Below are 16,314 nucleotides of genomic sequence, written 5' to 3' on the forward strand. Positions count from 1 at the left end.
TGCTTACAAGGTCAGGCCGGACAGGCTGGCCACGGTATTGATGTCCTTGTCGCCGCGACCGGACAGGTTGACCAGAATGACCTGATCCTTGCTCATGGTCGGTGCCGTCTTGGCCGCCCATGCCAGGGCGTGGCTGGACTCGAGCGCCGGGATGATACCCTCGTAGCGGCACAGGTCGTGGAATGCCTTGAGCGCCTCGTCGTCATTGATCGCGGTGTATTCGGCGCGACCGATATCCTTGAGGTAGCTGTGTTCCGGGCCCACCCCCGGGTAGTCCAGGCCGGCGGACACCGAGTGCGTCTCGATGATCTGACCGTCTTCATCCTGCATCAGGTAACTCTTGAAGCCGTGCAGCACGCCCGGCTTGCCGATGGACAGCGGTGCGGCATGGCGACCGGTCTCGACACCGTCCCCACCCGCCTCGACACCAACCATGCGCACGCCGTCGACGCCGATGTACGGATAGAACAGGCCAATGGCGTTGGAACCGCCACCGACACACGCCACCACCACGTCCGGCTGGCGACCGATCATTTCCGGCATCTGCACCTTGCATTCCTCGCCGATCACGGTCTGGAAGTCGCGCACCAGCATCGGGTAGGGATGCGGACCGGCGGCAGTACCCAGGATGTAGAACGTGCTGTCGACGTTGGTCACCCAGTCGCGCATCGCTTCGTTGAGCGCATCCTTGAGCGTCTTGGAGCCGGATTCGACCGGCACCACGGTGGCGCCCAGCAGCTTCATGCGGTACACGTTGGGCGACTGGCGCTTGACGTCTTCCGCCCCCATGTACACCACGCATTCGAGGCCATAACGGGCGGCCACGGTGGCCGACGCCACGCCGTGCTGGCCGGCTCCGGTCTCGGCGATCACGCGCTTCTTGCCCATGCGCCGGGCCAGCAATGCCTGGCCGATGGTGTTGTTGACCTTGTGCGCGCCGGTGTGATTCAGGTCTTCGCGCTTGAGATAGATCTGCGCCCCGCCCAGCAGTTCGGACCAGCGTTTGGCGTGGTAGATCGGCGAAGGGCGGCCGACATAATGCTTCAGTTCGTAATGAAACTCTTCCCAGAACGCCGGGTCAGCCTTGGCGTGTGCGTATTCTTCGTTGAGTTCAGCCAATGCCGCCATCAGCGTTTCGGCGACGTAGATGCCACCATACGGACCGAAATGGCCGCGGACATCCGGAAAATCATACCGATCCATGCCTTGCTCCTGATATGAATGCCGCCATCTTGGCCGCATCCTTGATTCCTTTTCCTTGCTCCACCCCGCTCGACACATCCACGGCGGCGGGTTGAACCTTTGTCACAGCATCCTGCACATTGTCCGGCGTCAACCCCCCGGACAGGATCAGCGGCAACGGCAGATTCGCTGGCAGCAGCGTCCAGTCGAACACCGCGCCGGTACCGCCATGAGCGCCCTCAACGAAGGCGTCGGCCAGCAAACCACGCGCATCGTGATAGGCCGCCGCCCATTCTAGCAAATCCACCCCCGGCCTGACCCGCACAGCCTTGAGATAGGGTCGGGAGAACGAGCGGCAAAACTCGGGAGACTCCTCGCCGTGGAACTGCAGAATGTCTACCGGGCAGGCGTCGAGCACACGGCGCACGAAAGCTTCGTCAGGATTAACGAACAGGGCCACCACACTGACGAAAGGCGGCAGCACCCGCACGATGGTCCGCGCCTGCTCCAACGAGAGATTGCGCGGGCTTTTCTCGTAAAACACCAGGCCGATGGCGTCGGCACCCAAACGGGCCGCTTCGACCCCGTCTTCCGGCCGGGTGATACCGCAAATTTTTACTCGGGGAAGCATCTCATCTCCACAATGTCAGCCGGGCGGGGTCGCTCGCCGCCGTCACGCCAAACGACTCGGGGTACCCTACTCCGGTCAGATACAGGCCATCCGGCATGAAGGTAGGGGGCGTGACGACGGTCCCGAGCCGACAACAGATCGACCATGTCCTCCGGACTGAGCGTCCCCTTGCCGATATACACCAGTGCGCCGACGATGTTGCGCACCATGTGATGCAGAAAGGCATCCGCCAGCAGGTCGAAGCGGATGAAACCGTCCGCCTCGTGAATATCCAGCCGCTGCAGGTGTTTGACCGGCGACTTGGCCCGGCATTCGGCAGCCCGGAAGCTGGAAAAATCGTGCCGTCCCAACAGATGAGCAGCCGCTTCCCGCATCGCCTCCACATCCAGCGGCTGGTGATACCAGCCTACCTTGCCCGCCAGGAGGCAGCTGCGCACCGGGTGGGTCAGCAGGAAATAGCTGTAGGAACGCGAAAAGGCCGAGAAGCGCGCATGGAACTCCTCGCCCACCTGCTTGGCCCAGACCACGGCGATGTCCGCCGGCAGGTGGCTGTTGACGCCACGCACCCAGGCATTCTCCGGACGCTCGACCTCCACATCGAAATGCACCACCTGCATCAGGGCATGGACTCCGGCATCGGTCCGGCCGGCGGCCACCGTATTTATTGGTGCGCAGGCGATGTGCGACAAGGCCAGATTCAGTTTGTCCTGCACGGTATTGCCGTGCGGCTGGCTTTGCCAGCCTGCAAACGCCCTGCCGTCGTACTCGACCCCCAACGCCACTCTCATGCAACCGCCTTCATGACCACTCCCATACCCACCGCCAACGACACCAGTACCACGCTATCGGATGCCCTCCAGCGGTAAACCCTCAACTGTACCCCATCCGGCGCAGGTAACGCCATGGCTTCGGCCACGAGGGAGCGCCAGGCACTTCGCGTGCGCGGCCGCGTCGCCGCCAGCAACTGCTCGGCATAGGAAAGGGTCAAGCACAGGCGCAAGGCAAAACGCTCCGATGACAGGCCCACCCAGTGCAAGGGACGTAGGAGGAACAGCAGGCCAGCCAGCACCCCATCCCGTCCCACCGCCAACCAGATACCACGAATCAGCCACACCAGAATGAGCAGCCGCAAGACATGACGCGCTCCTTCGGCCAACCCCTCACGCGTCGGCGCCCAGGCGGCATCGAACAAGGCATCGCCCGGCACCGACCACCCCATGGTCAACCACAACGTCAGCAACAGCCAGCGCATCCGGCGCAGCGACTGCCCTACCCCCGTCCGCTCTTGCACGTTGAGCAGCACCGCGGCGACCACGGCCAAGAACGACAACGGCACCAGGGGTAGAAACTGCACCACCAGTGCCGCCATCAGCCAACACAGCAAGATTGCCGCGGGATGGAACGTCTCAGTCAGATCAAGCCGAATCTTCAGACTCCTTCAACAAGGCCTTGGCCGCCTCAGTATCCCCCATCTCCATGTACAGCCGCGCCAGTTTCTGTTTGTCCGAAGCCGATTGAGGTACCTCGGCGGCCAGGGGAACCTCAGCAGCAAGGGAGGCCTGGGTTGGCACGGCCGATCCATCACCTGGCACGACGGGGGGAACCGCCGCTCGTGCCACCACACCAGCAGCCGGAATAGACGCTGCTGCCGCCGCCGCGACACCTTCGGCGCGCGCAAGCGGCTCCATGTCAAATAACGGATTGCCCGGCAGGGTTACCCGCCCCAGCTCGCAGACACGCTGCCACAAGGTACTATCCTTGCCAAACACGCCTTTCGCCGCCGTCGCCTCGAGGATGAAGGGCTGTTTGTCCGGCAGCGCGGACAAGGCTTCCAGCAATTTAAACCGTACATCCTGCCGCATCGGCTCCCGCACCAGCCCTTCTCGCAGCAAGGCCAAGGCCTGATCGGTACGGCCATAAGCAAGATAGACCTCCGCCTCGGCCACCAGGTCGACCGGGCTCAAGTCGATTCCCCCGCCCTGCTTGCCGCCCGCCATCAAGGTGGTGAGCGGCCCCATCGTCAGCAGGGACGGATTGGCACCAACGCTCAACGCCGTTGCAAGCCCGTTCGCACTGCCGGCTTGCCGATTCCGGCGTCGCCGCAACCACCACCACCCCCCGCCCAGCAATGCCACGCCCGCAGCACCGGCACTATAGAGATAAGGAGAATTGTCGCCCAATGCCTTGCCCAGGCTCTCCATCGCGCCGGGCTCAGTACCGGCAGCGTTTCCGACCGGCGCGGTCTTGGTTGTAGGCGCCTTGAGCGGGGCAGAATGGGCTGCCTCCTGCTGCAAGGCATTCAGCCGTTGCTGCAGCGCCTGAAGGCGCTGCTCCGCCACCGCGAGCAGTTGGTCCTGCTGCTGAAGCCGGCGTTTCAACTGTTCCTCCCTCTGCGCCTCCTTGCTGGGCTGTACAACCTTATCGCCGACCACAGGCACGGCCGCAGCCGCAGCTGGAGCGACCACAGGAGCAGTTGCTGGCACGGGAGCAGCAAGCTGAGCTGGAGCAGCAGAAGGCTCTTTCACGGTTGCCTTATTGCCACCCGGTGGCGCCTCGCCAATGCGCCAATTTGCCGGATAGGCCAGTTGCGCCCCGGCTTTCAGCCTGTCGACATCACCGGCGATAAAGGCTTGCGGATTGGCGGTATGCAGCCGGCGAATCACCTGCCCCACCGAGCCCGCGCCCTCAGTGCGCTGCGCGATAGCCCCGAGCGTGTCCCCGCGCCCGACCCGATAGACCTTAGTCTTTGCCGCATCACGAACCACGCCGGCAGCCTCTCCCCGAGAAGAACCGGCAATCTGACGGGCAGTTTCAGGGGGTCGAACAACAGCGAATAGCTTCTTGCCAGTTTAAGGGTGCCGACTCCGACCTCGAGCCGCAGCGAGAGCATGGGTTCTTCGACGATTTGAGAGGAGAAAAGCCGCAGCACCGTCTTACCGCTCGCTGACTTGACAAACTCGTAGCCTATCGACGCTAGCAAATGGGCCTGCTGTGCCCTCACCGCACCACTGGGCAGCACCACGGCAGAGAGCTGCTTGTGCTCGGCATGAAGCCGCCCCAACACCTCCACTTCGGCAAGCAAGGGCTCGCCAACAAAGGACTGCACCTTGAGTTCACCAAGTCCCAGCGGTGTTAGCCGGGCATGATGATCGGCAGTGACAGCAGCTTTCTTGCCTTCGTCATCAGGCAGGGGGTGACGTTTTGGGTGGCGTGGCCCATCGCGGCGGTAATCCACGTCGAATTCGCGCACCAGGCGCCCGGCAGGCCAGCTGATTTCCACGGCAAAATGCAGCGTGGGCTCATCGAAATTGGCTGGGCCGGCAACACGTACTTTCGAGAGCGTTCCATCGGCCTGCTGCACCAGAGAGAACTGGAGCTTGCCGGCTGATGGCGTGTACGGGGAGATCAGAGGGTAGTGATTGCGGTCGGCTAGTCCAATTGACGCGTTGGCGCCAACGGCTTCATCGACCAGGGGAATTTCCGCCTCAAAAGGCTCCCCGTCCGAGGACAGCACCTTGATCGGCCCCAACCCGGCATGGGCCTGCACCGCGACCCCCAAAGAAGACAGCAAAGCGGCAATCGCCGTCATTCTGATGACAGAGTCCATTCTGTTCATTCCCTGTCTAGCAAGCCTCCGGTGGAGCCGAAACGAACCAGCCCTCGAAGGAGGGCCGGAGTTTCACGATCAAGAACCTATCTTGGCCAGCAATTGTTCCGCCTCCGCCTTCAGCCCACCCTGGGCTTCGGAAAGCAGATCTTCCAGCACTTCCTTGGCGCCGTCCTTATCTCCCATATCCAGATAAACCTTGGCCAGATCGAGTTTGGTGGACAAAGGATCGTCATTGACCGACAAGCCCTCCAGCGAGGCGGCCTCCGGTGCCGACTCGGCCCCCAGCATACCTTCGTAGAGGGCGTCAAAACCGGCCGAACCTGTCTCTTCGAGCCCCAGATCGGGAGCCGTATCGGCTTTACCCTGCTGCCCAGCCTTGCCGGACGGCTCGCTCAACATCGAATCGAGATTGAAGTCGAAATCGAGCAGATTTTCCTGCATCGCCTCCGAGGCTGCCGGGTCACCCTGTGTGGCGCCCGCCTCCGGCTTCTTGGCAGAGAGGTCAAAAGCGGCATCCAGGTCGAAATCGAGCATATTCCCCGGATTGGCCTCCTCCGCAAGCCCGGAGGGTGGTGCTTCGGCAAACAGAGCGGCGCGCAACGGGTCGTCGCTTTCGGCCAGACTGGATTGTGTAACAGGAGCGCTCGGTGCCTTTGCTGGCTCGCGGGGAGCAGCGGCGTTTTCTGCCGGCATCGGCGGGGAAGCAGGGGCCGAGGGCTGCCCGAACAGTTCGTGATCAAGGTCAATCGCCGCCGCCGGCGCCGCAGTCTGGGCGCTCGCCCCCGGGGCAGAGTCAAGCAGCTGATACAGTGGATTACCCGGATCGAGTACCGCCCCCATCGCCGCCGCCTTGGCCCAATGCGGGCCCTTGCCGTCGAATGCCGCATACAGTTCGCGCGCGCGCGACTCAAAGCCTTCCTTGTCCTGCCGCCCGGCGTGGATTTCCATCAATTTCAAACGTACTTCGTGGCGTGACGGATCGCGGCTCAGCGCATCTTTGAGAATCTCCTCGGCCTGCGCATCCCTACCGTAGGCGATATACACCTCCGCCTCGGCAATCGGATCAACCTCGGCCGTGTCGATAGCCCCCACCGACTGCGTGAAGTTGGCCATGAAAGAATGGCCTCCGCCGATGGCCGACGCCCCACCCTGGAGGTTGATGTTGGAGCTGGCTCCGCTACCGAGCACGGCACCGGCATTGCCGGACGAAAGCTTGAGTGCAGAAGACAAGGACGGGGCCTGACGGCGACGGCGCGCCACCACCACTCCCAAGGCTGCCAACAGCGCAATGGCGGCGCCACCACCGACCAGTGGCAGATTGTCGACCAGCGAATCGACCCACGACGGTCCAGCCGCCGCATCCCCGGTCTTGGCGCCGCCACCGGCCGCCGGCTTGGCAACTTCATGACTGTTCTGCAACGCCTTGATTTGAGCCTCGAGTGTAGCAATGCGCTTTTCGGCATCTTTCAATGCCTGCTCGCGGCTGGCCACTTGCTGCTCTACATCGGACAATTTTTCGTCCGTAGGCGCCGACGTTTCCGGCGCCATCAGTTTCAGCACCTCCCCACCCTTGACCGGCTGGGCCGCCTGCGTGGCAGCGGCAGCCGGCTTGGGCGCGGCTGCCGGCGGTGGTTCGGGACTGGCTTGTGCCGCGGGGGGCGCCGCATTGGCAGCGAGTGCAGAGGCCGGAGCCAGCAGACGACGGGCCTCGGCCGGAGCAATGGCACGAATCTTGGCCGCCGGCGGCACCTTCAGGTTGACGGCGGCCTTGATGCGGTTTGGGTCCCCCGCGATGAAAGCCGAAGGATTGTTCTTGACCAAGGCCGCCATGGTTTGTTCGAGGGTGGCGCCTTGTGGCCGCACCTGAGCCGCCAGCGTATTCAGCGTCGCCCCCGGAGCCACGTAAAGCGAATCGGCAGAGGTACGCCTTGGCGCTACCGCACCCTCGCGGGCCACGTTGCCACGGTATTGGCTTGCGAGGCTAGGCGCCGCCTTCGGCAAGGACTGAACAAAGGAAGGCTTGTTGCTGACCTGATAATCGATCGGGTCGAGTAAAACGGTGTACTCGCGCACCGAACGCCCGGAACTGGTTCTAGCCTCCACCACAAAGCGCAAATACGGCTCGTTGATCGGGGCGGAAGATGAAACGCGAACGATGGCACCTCTTCCACTCGGCTCCACCGAAAACTTCAGCGAACTCAGAATGCCCGAATAATCGACGTTAAGGTCCCGGAAAGTGTCCATTCCGGCCAGGCCGACCCGTGCCGAGGACAGTTCGGCGGCATTAACATCGGTCAGATTGATCTCGGCGCGAAATGTTTCACCCAGATAGGATCTGACATTGATTTTCCCCAGCCCCGCCCACGCATTAGCGGAAAAAAGTACCGCAACGGCGAGAGCGCTCAGCTTCATTTTTGCCCGATTTGCCACAGTTCACCTTCCGGCAACAACCTGCTTAGATGTTTTTTTCAACAACTACCCCATAGTGAAGGCAGTCCTTTATCAGTGCCATCTTAGGCTTTAACAAGCTCTTTAGCTAGATTTCATACCAAGAAAAAAGGCGGCAAAGACTGCCACCTTGTTCCTTTATCCGAAGTGCCCTGCATTTTGCAAAGCTTCGGCCACGGTGACGCAGCTCATTGCCGCGGCGGCTCTGACGTTGTCAGCCGTAAGCCAGAAGCTGAGGGTCTTTCCGGTACGGCGGACACGGCTTACCCAGACCCGGTCGTTGCCGGCGACTTCCATTGGCGTGGCATAGCCATCCGCCTGCTGCGGCTGGTCCACCACGTGCAGCCCGAGCGATGCAAACAGGTTCCGGGCACGCGAAACCTCAACTTCGGTATCGGTTTCCACCGTGACCGACCACGCGTGGCCAAAGAACACCGGCACCCTGACACAGGTCGCCTCGACAGCGAGCTCATTGCTGCCGAACAGACGGTGCAGTTCATTGACGATGGACGACTCTTCTTCAGTCGCGCCACTCTCGTTGGCATCACCGATCTTGGGCAGCAGGTTGTAGGCGATGCGCTTGGCGTAGACTTCGCACTCGGCCTCGCGCTGGGTGAACAGCGCCGTGGTCTGATTGGCCAGTTCCTCGAGCGCGGCCTGACCGCTTCCGGATACGGATTGGTAGGTGGATACCGTCACCCGTTTCAGACCATGCTCAGCCAGCGCCTTCAAGGCGATGGCCAGCGGCGTGACCGTGCAATTGGGCACGGCGATCAGGGCGCTCTCCGGCAGGTCGGCCACCAGGCTACCGTTCAGGGCAGGAACGAGCAGCGGCACTTCATCATCCTGGCGATAAGCCGAGCTGAAATCGATGACGGTGGCGCCTGCCTCGCGCGCCAGCGGCACGTACTGCCGAGAAATCTCACTCCCCCCACGAAAATGGCCAACGGCGTCACCTCGAAGCCAAACTCGTCGACCGGGTGAACATTCAGCTCAAGGTTGCCAAAGGAGACGGTTTCCCCATCGTGATCCTGGGTATCCACGGCAAACACGCGGCTGGAGGGGAAGTCACGGCTGGCGAGCAAGTCGAGCACGGCCTGGCCGACGAGACCGGTTGCTCCAACGACGGCAACCTGAATGGGATGAGACATGGTGAATTCCTGTTAGAAATGCATAAAGGGCGCAAAGCGCCCTTTGGGAAAAACAGAACCGGCACTCAGGCCGGTTCGAGCGATGAGCGTATTTTAACGCTCAATCAGGATGCGCAGCATGCGGCGCAGAGGCTCGGCAGCCCCCCACAGCAACTGATCACCGACGGTAAAGGCGGACAGGTAGTCGCCGCCCATGGCCAGCTTGCGCAGACGGCCCACTGGCGTGGTCAGCGTGCCGGTCACGGCAGCCGGGGTCAGATCACGCATCGAGGCTTCGCGGGTATTCGGCACAACCTTGGCCCACGGGTTGGCGGCAGCCAGCATCGCTTCGATCTCGTCGAGCGGCACGTCCTTCTTCAGTTTGATGGTCAGCGCCTGGCTGTGGCAGCGCATGGCGCCGACACGCACGCACAGGCCATCCACCGGTACCGGGTTGGCCGAACGACCGAGAATCTTGTTGGTTTCAACGCCGCCCTTCCACTCTTCCTTGGACTGGCCGTTGCCGAGGTCCTTGTCGATCCACGGAATCAGGCTGCCAGCCAGCGGCACGCCGAAGTTCTGGCTCGGGTACTCGTCCGAGCGCAGGAAGTCGGATACCTTGCGATCGATGTCGAGGATGGCGGAAGCCGGATCGGCCAGCTTGTCGGCTACTTGGGCGTGAATAGCCCCCATACCGGAGATCAGCTCGCGCATGTTCTGCGCGCCGGCACCCGATGCCGCCTGGTAGGTCATCGAGGTAACCCACTCGACCAGGTCGTTCTGGAACAGGCCGCCCAGCGCCATCAGCATCAGTGATACGGTGCAGTTGCCGCCGACGTAGTTCTTCACGCCGTTCGCCAGGCCGTCCTTGATCACGTTCATGTTGACTGGATCGAGAATGATGATGGCGTCGTTTTCCATGCGCAGCGTGGAGGCGGCGTCGATCCAGTAGCCTGTCCAGCCGGCGGCACGCAGTTTCGGGAACACCTCGGAGGTGTAGTCGCCCCCCTGGCAGGTGACGATGGCGTCCATCGCCAGCAGATCATCGATATTCTTGGCATCTTTCAATGCCGGCACGTCACGGCCGATATCGGGACCCTTGCCGCCAACGTTGGAGGTGGTGAAGAACACCGGCTCGCTGATCTGGGCAAAATCGTTTTCTTCACGCATGCGCTGCATCAGCACGGAACCGACCATGCCGCGCCAGCCAACAAAACCTACTCGCACGATAAATATCTCCTGAATGTCGTCGGATAGAGGAAGCTATTTCGCCGGCCTGCTCATCGAGGCCGGTCTTATCTGGTGATCAACCCCATTGTGCAGGGCAACAGCGGCTCACACAATGGGGTTGGCGCGTTTTATTTGAACCGCATTTACCACGCCACTGGAGTTGTCAACAAAACCCAGCGCAGCGGTCTTGGCTAGGCGCGGCCGCAGAAAACGAGGCGCAGCCGAAGTTTCAGCGAAGCTACATGCAAGTAGTACGGCAAGAGCTTGCTGAGCGAATCTCGGCTAGAGATTCGCACGCGAGCGCAACAACGCCAAGAGGGTTTTGTTAGCGGCTCTTACAGCGCGGCGACCACGGCGTCGCCCATGCCCGAGCAGCTGACTTTCTCGCAGCCCGCCTCGAAGATATCGGCGGTACGGTAGCCCTGCTTCAGCACCGTCTTCACCGCACTCTCGACACGCAGGGCCGCCTCTTCCTGACCGAAGGTGTAACGCAGCATCATGGCGGCGGAGAGGATGGTGGCGAGCGGGTTGGCCAGGTTCTTGCCGGCGATATCCGGCGCGGAACCGTGCGAAGGCTCGTACAGGCCCTTGTTGTTCTGGTCGAGCGAGGCCGACGGCAGCATGCCGATCGAACCGGTCAGCATCGAGGCTTCGTCGGACAGGATGTCGCCGAAGATGTTGCCGGTGACCATCACGTCGAACTGCTTGGGATTACGCACCAGTTGCATCGCGGCGTTGTCGACGTACATGTGGCTGAGCTCCACCTCCGGATACTCGCGCGCCACGTCGATGAAGATTTCCTTCCAGAACTCGGTGGTTTCCAGCACGTTGGCCTTGTCCACCGAACACAGCTTTTTGTTGCGCTTCATGGCGATGCCGAACGCCACGTGGGCGATACGGCGGATTTCGCTCTCGCTGTAGCGCATGGTGTTGTACGCCTCGCGCTCGCCCAGCTCGTTGACGGCGATGCCACGCGGCTGGCCGAAGTAGATGTCGCCGGTCAGCTCGCGCACGATCATGATGTCGAGACCCGACACCACTTCCGGCTTGAGCGTGGAAGCGTTGGCCAGTTCGGGGTAGAGAATGGCCGGACGCAGGTTGGCGAACAGGTTGAGATCCTTGCGGATCGCCAGCAGACCGCGCTCCGGGCGCAGCGGGCGGTCGAGGTTGTCGTACTGCGGGCCGCCCACGGCACCCAGCAACACGGCATCGGCGGCGCGGCACAGCTTCTGGGTGAATTCTGGGTAAGGTTGGCCGAAGGCATCGTAACCGGCCCCGCCCAGCGGTGCCTCTTCCATTTCCAGCGGCAGGCCATCCTGACGCAATACGTCCAGCACGCGGCGCGCCTGGGCAATGATTTCCGGGCCGATGCCGTCACCGGGCAATACTGCAATTTTCATAATCGTGTCCCTTGCGTTCTCTTTAGCATGGACGGGCAGCAGGGCTGCCCGCACTGGCCGGAATCAGGCCAACAACCAGGGCTTCTCAGCCTTGAGCTTTTCCTCGTAGGCGCGAATCTTGTCGGCCTGCGCCAGGGTGAGGCCAATTTCATCGAGTCCGTTGAGCAGGCAATGCTTGCGATGCTCGGTAATATCGAAGGCGAAGGATTGACCGGACGGGGTGGTCACGGTCTGGGCCGCGAGATCGATGTCCAGACGGTAGCCTTCGGTTGCCTGGCTTTCCTTGAACAACTGGTCGACCGCCTCCGCCGGCAGCACGATCGGCAGCAGGCCGTTCTTGTAGCAGTTGTTGAAGAAAATGTCGGCGAAGCTCGGCGCGATGACCACGCGGAAACCATAATCTTCCAGCGCCCACGGCGCGTGCTCGCGGCTGGAGCCGCAGCCGAAGTTCTCGCGCGCCAGCAGTACCCGGGCACCGGCGTAGCGCGGATAGTTCAGCACGAAGTCCGGGTTGAGCGGGCGAACGCTGTTGTCCATGCCCGGCTCGCCGTGGTCGAGATAGCGCCACTCGTCGAACAGGTTCGGGCCGAAACCGGAGCGCTTGATCGACTTGAGAAACTGCTTCGGGATGATCGCATCGGTGTCGACATTGGCGCGATCGAGCGGGCACACGAGCCCATTCAATGTGGTAAATGCTTTCATTGTTCCTGTAGGGCCAAGCCCTCTCCCAATACGTTAGTTGCCTTGCGGCGCCGTGCCGTTGACCACGGGGGCCGGCGGGCTCGGACGCGTCGCATCGTCTATCTTGTCGCCCACGCGCTTGGCGGTATCCGATACCGCTTCACCGCCGCGCTGCACGGCGTGGCCGACCGCTTCGCCACCGCGATGCAGAGCATGGCCGACGGCCTCGCCGCCCTGGTTGATGTCCTGACCCAGGCCGTGCACGGTGTTGCAAGCGCCAAGCAGCAGGACACCCGTCAGCGGCAGCAAACGGCGCAGCGCGCGCTTAGAAATGACTAACATCGACGAAGTGGCCTGCAATCGCGGCGGCCGCGGCCATGGCCGGGCTCACCAGGTGAGTACGCCCGCCCTGCCCCTGGCGGCCCTCGAAGTTGCGGTTGGAAGTCGAGGCGCAACGCTCGCCCGGCTGCAGGCGGTCGGCATTCATCGCCAGGCACATGGAGCAGCCCGGCTCGCGCCATTCGAAGCCGGCTTCGACAAACACCTTGTCGAGCCCTTCGGCCTCGGCCTGGGCCTTGACCAGGCCCGAGCCCGGCACCACCAGCACCTGCTTGACGTTAGCCGCCTTCTTGCGCCCCTTGGCCACGGCGGCGGCTTCGCGCAGGTCTTCGATGCGGCTGTTGGTACAGGAGCCGATGAACACCACATCCACCGCGATCTCGCTGATCGGGGTGTTGGCCTTGAGGCCCATGTAGGCCAGCGCGCGCTCGATGGAGCCCTTCTTCACCGGGTCGCTTTCCTGAGCCGGATCCGGTACGTGGCCGTTGATGTCGGTCACCATTTCCGGCGAGGTGCCCCAGGTCACTTGCGGCTTGATCTCGGCGGCATCCAGCGTGACCACGGCGTCGAAGTGCGCGCCTTCGTCGGAATGCAGCGTGTTCCAGTAGGCGACTGCCTTGTCCCACGCTTCGCCCTTGGGCGCAAACGGCCGGCCCTGCACGTAGTCGATGGTTTTCTGGTCGACCGCCACCAGGCCGGAGCGGGCACCGGCCTCGATCGCCATATTGCACAGCGTCATGCGGCCTTCCATCGACAGGCTCTGGATCGCCTCGCCACCGAACTCGATGGCGTAGCCGGTACCGCCGGCGGTGCCGATTTTTCCAATAATCGCCAGGGCCACGTCCTTGCCGGTGATGCCGGCGGCCAGCTGGCCATCCACGCGCACCAGCATGTTCTTGGATTTTTTCGCCACCAGGGTCTGGGTGGCCATGACGTGCTCGACCTCGGAGGTGCCGATGCCGTGCGCCAGCGCGCCGAAGGCGCCGTGCGTCGAGGTATGGCTATCGCCGCACACCACGGTCATGCCCGGCAAGGTGGCGCCCTGCTCCGGCCCCATCACGTGCACGATGCCCTGACCCTTGTCCTTGAACGGGAAGTAGGCCAGTGCGCCGAATTCCTTGATGTTGCTATCCAGGGTTTCGACCTGCTGGCGCGAGATCGGATCCTTGATACCCTCGTCCCAGTGATCGGTCGGGGTGTTGTGGTCGGCGGTCGCCACGATGGACGATACTCGCCACGGCTTGCGGCCGGCCAGTTTCAGGCCTTCGAAGGCCTGCGGACTGGTCACTTCGTGCACCAGGTGGCGATCGATATAAAGAAGCACGGTGCCGTCGGCTTCTTCCGTCACTACGTGGCTGGACCAGAGCTTGTCGTAAAGGGTCTGCGCGGTCATGTCTCTATGTCTTGTCGAAATCTAACGGTGGCGAAATAGCGTGAAATCCATTCTGGCATAGCGTTTACCCCTCATTCAAGCAAACCTTGCCGCAATGCAAAAACGCCAGTTTGAAACGTTCGACGGCACCTAAAGGAACCCGGCGCCATCCGGTTCGCCGCGTCAACATCACATCCACGGTACCGCGGTGACAATGTCGAAACAGAGCGGTGAACCCAGCCTCTGAAGATCAGGATAAAAAACGCTGGCTACTGGAACAAGCCCCTATTTTATCCTAGTATAAAACTCTACCAGCCTTCGCCAGACGATACCCCATGCCGCCACACAACCTTGGCCAGTTCATCCGCAAACACCGTGAACGCCTGCAGCCGGAAGACGCCGGACTGCGCACCACCGGGCGTCGCCGCACACCCGGTTTACGACGCGAAGAACTGGCCCAACTGTGCGCCGTCAGCCCCACCTGGATTACCTGGCTGGAACAAGGCAGGGAGGTGTCCGCATCGACCGAGGTGCTGTCCCGCCTGGCCGAGGTGCTGCAACTGACGGCGGCGGAACGGCATTACCTGTTCACCCTGGCGGGCAAGCTGGATTTGTCCGGCGAACAAAGCGATGCCAGCGCGGCGGACGCCATCGTGGCCAGCGTGGCACACGTCACCGCGCCAGCCTACGTGCTCGACCGGCAATGGAATGCCCGCGCCTGGAATACCGCGGCAGAGCAGCTGTTCCATGGCTGGCTGGACACTGGCGCCGGAACACCAGCACGCAATCTGCTGCGATTTACTTTCCTAGCGCCGCAGGCGCGGCACCTGATCGACAACTGGTCCTACCGGGCCAAGCGCCTGGTGGCGGAGTTCCGTGCCGACTGCGGCCGCAGCGTCGACGATGCCGAGATGCAACCGTTGATCACCGAGCTGTGCCAGAGCAGCGCCGAATTCACCGCGTTCTGGCAGGACTACGAGGTCACCGGGCGTGAAGGCGGGATACGGGTGTTCCAGCACCCACAACGCGGTCGACTGGTGTACGAACAGGTCACCTTTTACCCGGCTACCCGTCGCGACCTCAAGCTGGTAATGCTGCTACCGGCCCCGTCCACCCCTTGAGGCGCATCTCCAGCTCTTCGGCCAACGTTTGAAGGGCATGGCCAACAGCGTGGCCCCGCCTCAGGAACCATTCTTGAAACGCTGGATTTCGCGTCGATCCTTCTTGGTCGGGCGCCCGGCACCGTGCGGGAAGGACACCCGTTCGGCCTTGAGCAAGGCCTGCTTCTCCTCGCGCGCCAGTCGCGAGGCTTCGCTTTCGGCGTACAACAACTGAGCCTCGCTGGCCGAACGCCGCTGCGAGGTCAAAGAGAGTACCTCGATATCGTACTCCAGCTGGTTGATCCGCAAGTGCAGGCGGTCCCCCACCTTGACTACGCGCGAGGCCTTGACCCGCTCCCCGCCCAGCGTCACCCTCCCCAACTCCAGCGCTTCGTGCGCCAGTTGCCGGGTCTTATAGAAGCGCGCCGCCCACAGCCACTTGTCGAGTCGGACCTTGCCTTCCTCGTCCGGCGCAGGATTTTGCCGGCTCATTCGACCACGCTCCACTCGGCCGACACCCACCCCTGCAGATCGAGCCGCAGGCGGTCGCCCGGCTTGACCGCCGCGACGCCCCCCGGGGTGCCGGTATAGATAAGGTCTCCCTCGCTCAGGCCGTAGACCGTGGAAAGGTAATGGATGATGGCGGGAACGGAAAACAGCATCAGACGGGTATCGCCCCGCTGACGCGTCTCGCCGTTGACCTGCAGGGTAAACTCGAGGTGCCCTGGGTCCGCGACGCGTTCCGCGGGAACGAAGGCCGAAACCGTGGCCGCACTGCGAAAGCCCTTGGCCTTGGTCCATGGTAGACCCTTTTGCTTGGCAATGCCCTGGACGTCGCGCGCGGTCATGTCGAGGCCGATGGCATAGCCCGCCACATGCTGCAGCGCGGCAGATTCAGGGATGTCATTTCCACCCTTGCCAATCAGCAGCACCAGTTCACATTCGTGATGAACATCACCGGAATAGGCCGGCAGCCGAATCGGCTCGCCTTCAACGGCCAGCGCCGACGTCGGCTTCAGGAACACCAGCGGTTCCGCCTCGACGGCGTTGCCGAGTTCCGCCGCATGTGCGGCGTAGTTCCGGCCGATACAGAACACATTGCCCACGCGGATGCTCTGCCCGTTCAATTGAACTACCGCCATACTTTGACTCTCCCCTGGTTAAACACGGCTAACGGCAACTCTCAACTAT

General features: G+C 62.5%; 16 protein-coding genes and 1 pseudogene. 1 reads left to right on the forward strand and 16 read right to left on the reverse strand.

The genetic code is table 11. The features are described from left to right. Positions 1-3 precede the first annotated feature (3 nt). The 14 genes and pseudogenes from trpB to leuC form a co-directional block, all read right to left on the reverse strand. Entirely contained in the window at positions 4-1,203 is a 1,200-nt protein-coding gene (gene trpB / locus ABKF58_RS18430; RefSeq protein WP_482582590.1) for a tryptophan synthase subunit beta, read from the reverse strand. After that, a complete protein-coding gene (locus ABKF58_RS18435; RefSeq protein WP_482582592.1) occupies positions 1,190-1,813 on the reverse strand; it encodes a phosphoribosylanthranilate isomerase in 624 nt (207 codons plus the stop codon). The genes trpB and ABKF58_RS18435 overlap by 14 nt, the downstream gene beginning before the upstream one ends. Position 1,814: 1 nt before the next feature. Further along, positions 1,815-2,601 (reverse strand): annotated as a pseudogene (truA, locus tag ABKF58_RS18440) (tRNA pseudouridine(38-40) synthase TruA). Next, positions 2,598-3,197 carry a hypothetical protein gene (locus ABKF58_RS18445; protein WP_482582594.1) on the reverse strand — a complete coding sequence of 200 codons (600 nt, stop codon included), beginning with the start codon at positions 3,195-3,197 and terminating at the stop codon, positions 2,598-2,600. Before ABKF58_RS18445 ends, truA begins: the two are co-directional and overlap by 4 nt. Positions 3,198-3,228: 31 nt before the next feature. Then, complete coding sequence (locus ABKF58_RS18450; RefSeq protein ID WP_482582596.1) at positions 3,229-4,485, reverse strand: type IV pilus assembly protein FimV; 1,257 nt, start codon at positions 4,483-4,485, stop codon at positions 3,229-3,231. Beyond that, positions 4,473-5,420 (reverse strand): type IV pilus assembly protein FimV, encoded by a 948-nt coding sequence (locus ABKF58_RS18455; protein WP_482582598.1) that lies wholly within the window; start codon positions 5,418-5,420, stop codon positions 4,473-4,475. Before ABKF58_RS18455 ends, ABKF58_RS18450 begins: the two co-directional genes overlap by 13 nt. 78 nt (positions 5,421-5,498) lie before the next feature. Next, a complete protein-coding gene (locus tag ABKF58_RS18460; protein ID WP_482582600.1) occupies positions 5,499-7,835 on the reverse strand; it encodes a motility hub landmark protein FimV in 2,337 nt (778 codons plus the stop codon). Between the two features lie 174 nt (positions 7,836-8,009). Continuing rightward, positions 8,010-8,777: an aspartate-semialdehyde dehydrogenase gene (locus tag ABKF58_RS18465; protein WP_482582602.1), complete on the reverse strand. Its 768-nt coding sequence runs from the start codon at positions 8,775-8,777 to the stop codon at positions 8,010-8,012. After that, a complete protein-coding gene (locus ABKF58_RS18470) occupies positions 8,684-9,022 on the reverse strand; it encodes a hypothetical protein (protein WP_482582604.1) in 339 nt (112 codons plus the stop codon). Before ABKF58_RS18470 ends, ABKF58_RS18465 begins: the two co-directional genes overlap by 94 nt. A gap of 93 nt (positions 9,023-9,115) precedes the next feature. Then, entirely contained in the window at positions 9,116-10,228 is a 1,113-nt protein-coding gene (asd, locus tag ABKF58_RS18475; protein WP_482582606.1) for an aspartate-semialdehyde dehydrogenase, read from the reverse strand. A 338-nt stretch (positions 10,229-10,566) separates the two neighbouring features. Then, positions 10,567-11,631 carry a 3-isopropylmalate dehydrogenase gene (leuB, locus tag ABKF58_RS18480; RefSeq protein WP_014086695.1) on the reverse strand — a complete coding sequence of 355 codons (1,065 nt, stop codon included), beginning with the start codon at positions 11,629-11,631 and terminating at the stop codon, positions 10,567-10,569. 63 nt (positions 11,632-11,694) lie between these two features. Next, a complete protein-coding gene (gene leuD, locus ABKF58_RS18485) occupies positions 11,695-12,333 on the reverse strand; it encodes a 3-isopropylmalate dehydratase small subunit (protein WP_482582608.1) in 639 nt (212 codons plus the stop codon). 33 nt (positions 12,334-12,366) lie between these two features. Continuing rightward, positions 12,367-12,654 (reverse strand): entericidin A/B family lipoprotein, encoded by a 288-nt coding sequence (locus tag ABKF58_RS18490; protein ID WP_008953706.1) that lies wholly within the window; start codon positions 12,652-12,654, stop codon positions 12,367-12,369. Next, complete coding sequence (gene leuC / locus ABKF58_RS18495; RefSeq protein WP_482582610.1) at positions 12,638-14,044, reverse strand: 3-isopropylmalate dehydratase large subunit; 1,407 nt, start codon at positions 14,042-14,044, stop codon at positions 12,638-12,640. Before leuC ends, ABKF58_RS18490 begins: the two co-directional genes overlap by 17 nt. A 314-nt stretch (positions 14,045-14,358) precedes the next feature. Between leuC and ABKF58_RS18500 the strand changes: the two genes are divergently transcribed. After that, on the forward strand, positions 14,359-15,144 hold the full coding sequence (locus ABKF58_RS18500; RefSeq protein ID WP_482582612.1) for a helix-turn-helix transcriptional regulator: 786 nt from the start codon (positions 14,359-14,361) through the stop codon (positions 15,142-15,144). A gap of 60 nt (positions 15,145-15,204) precedes the next feature. Here ABKF58_RS18500 and ABKF58_RS18505 read toward each other — a convergent pair whose 3' ends face one another. Next, complete coding sequence (locus tag ABKF58_RS18505) at positions 15,205-15,615, reverse strand: RNA-binding S4 domain-containing protein (RefSeq protein WP_482582613.1); 411 nt, start codon at positions 15,613-15,615, stop codon at positions 15,205-15,207. Beyond that, positions 15,612-16,265 carry a fumarylacetoacetate hydrolase family protein gene (locus ABKF58_RS18510; RefSeq protein WP_482582615.1) on the reverse strand — a complete coding sequence of 218 codons (654 nt, stop codon included), beginning with the start codon at positions 16,263-16,265 and terminating at the stop codon, positions 15,612-15,614. The genes ABKF58_RS18505 and ABKF58_RS18510 overlap by 4 nt, the downstream gene beginning before the upstream one ends. Positions 16,266-16,314: the final 49 nt, after the last annotated feature.

The organism is Pseudogulbenkiania sp. AW2-16 (assembly GCF_056824575.1).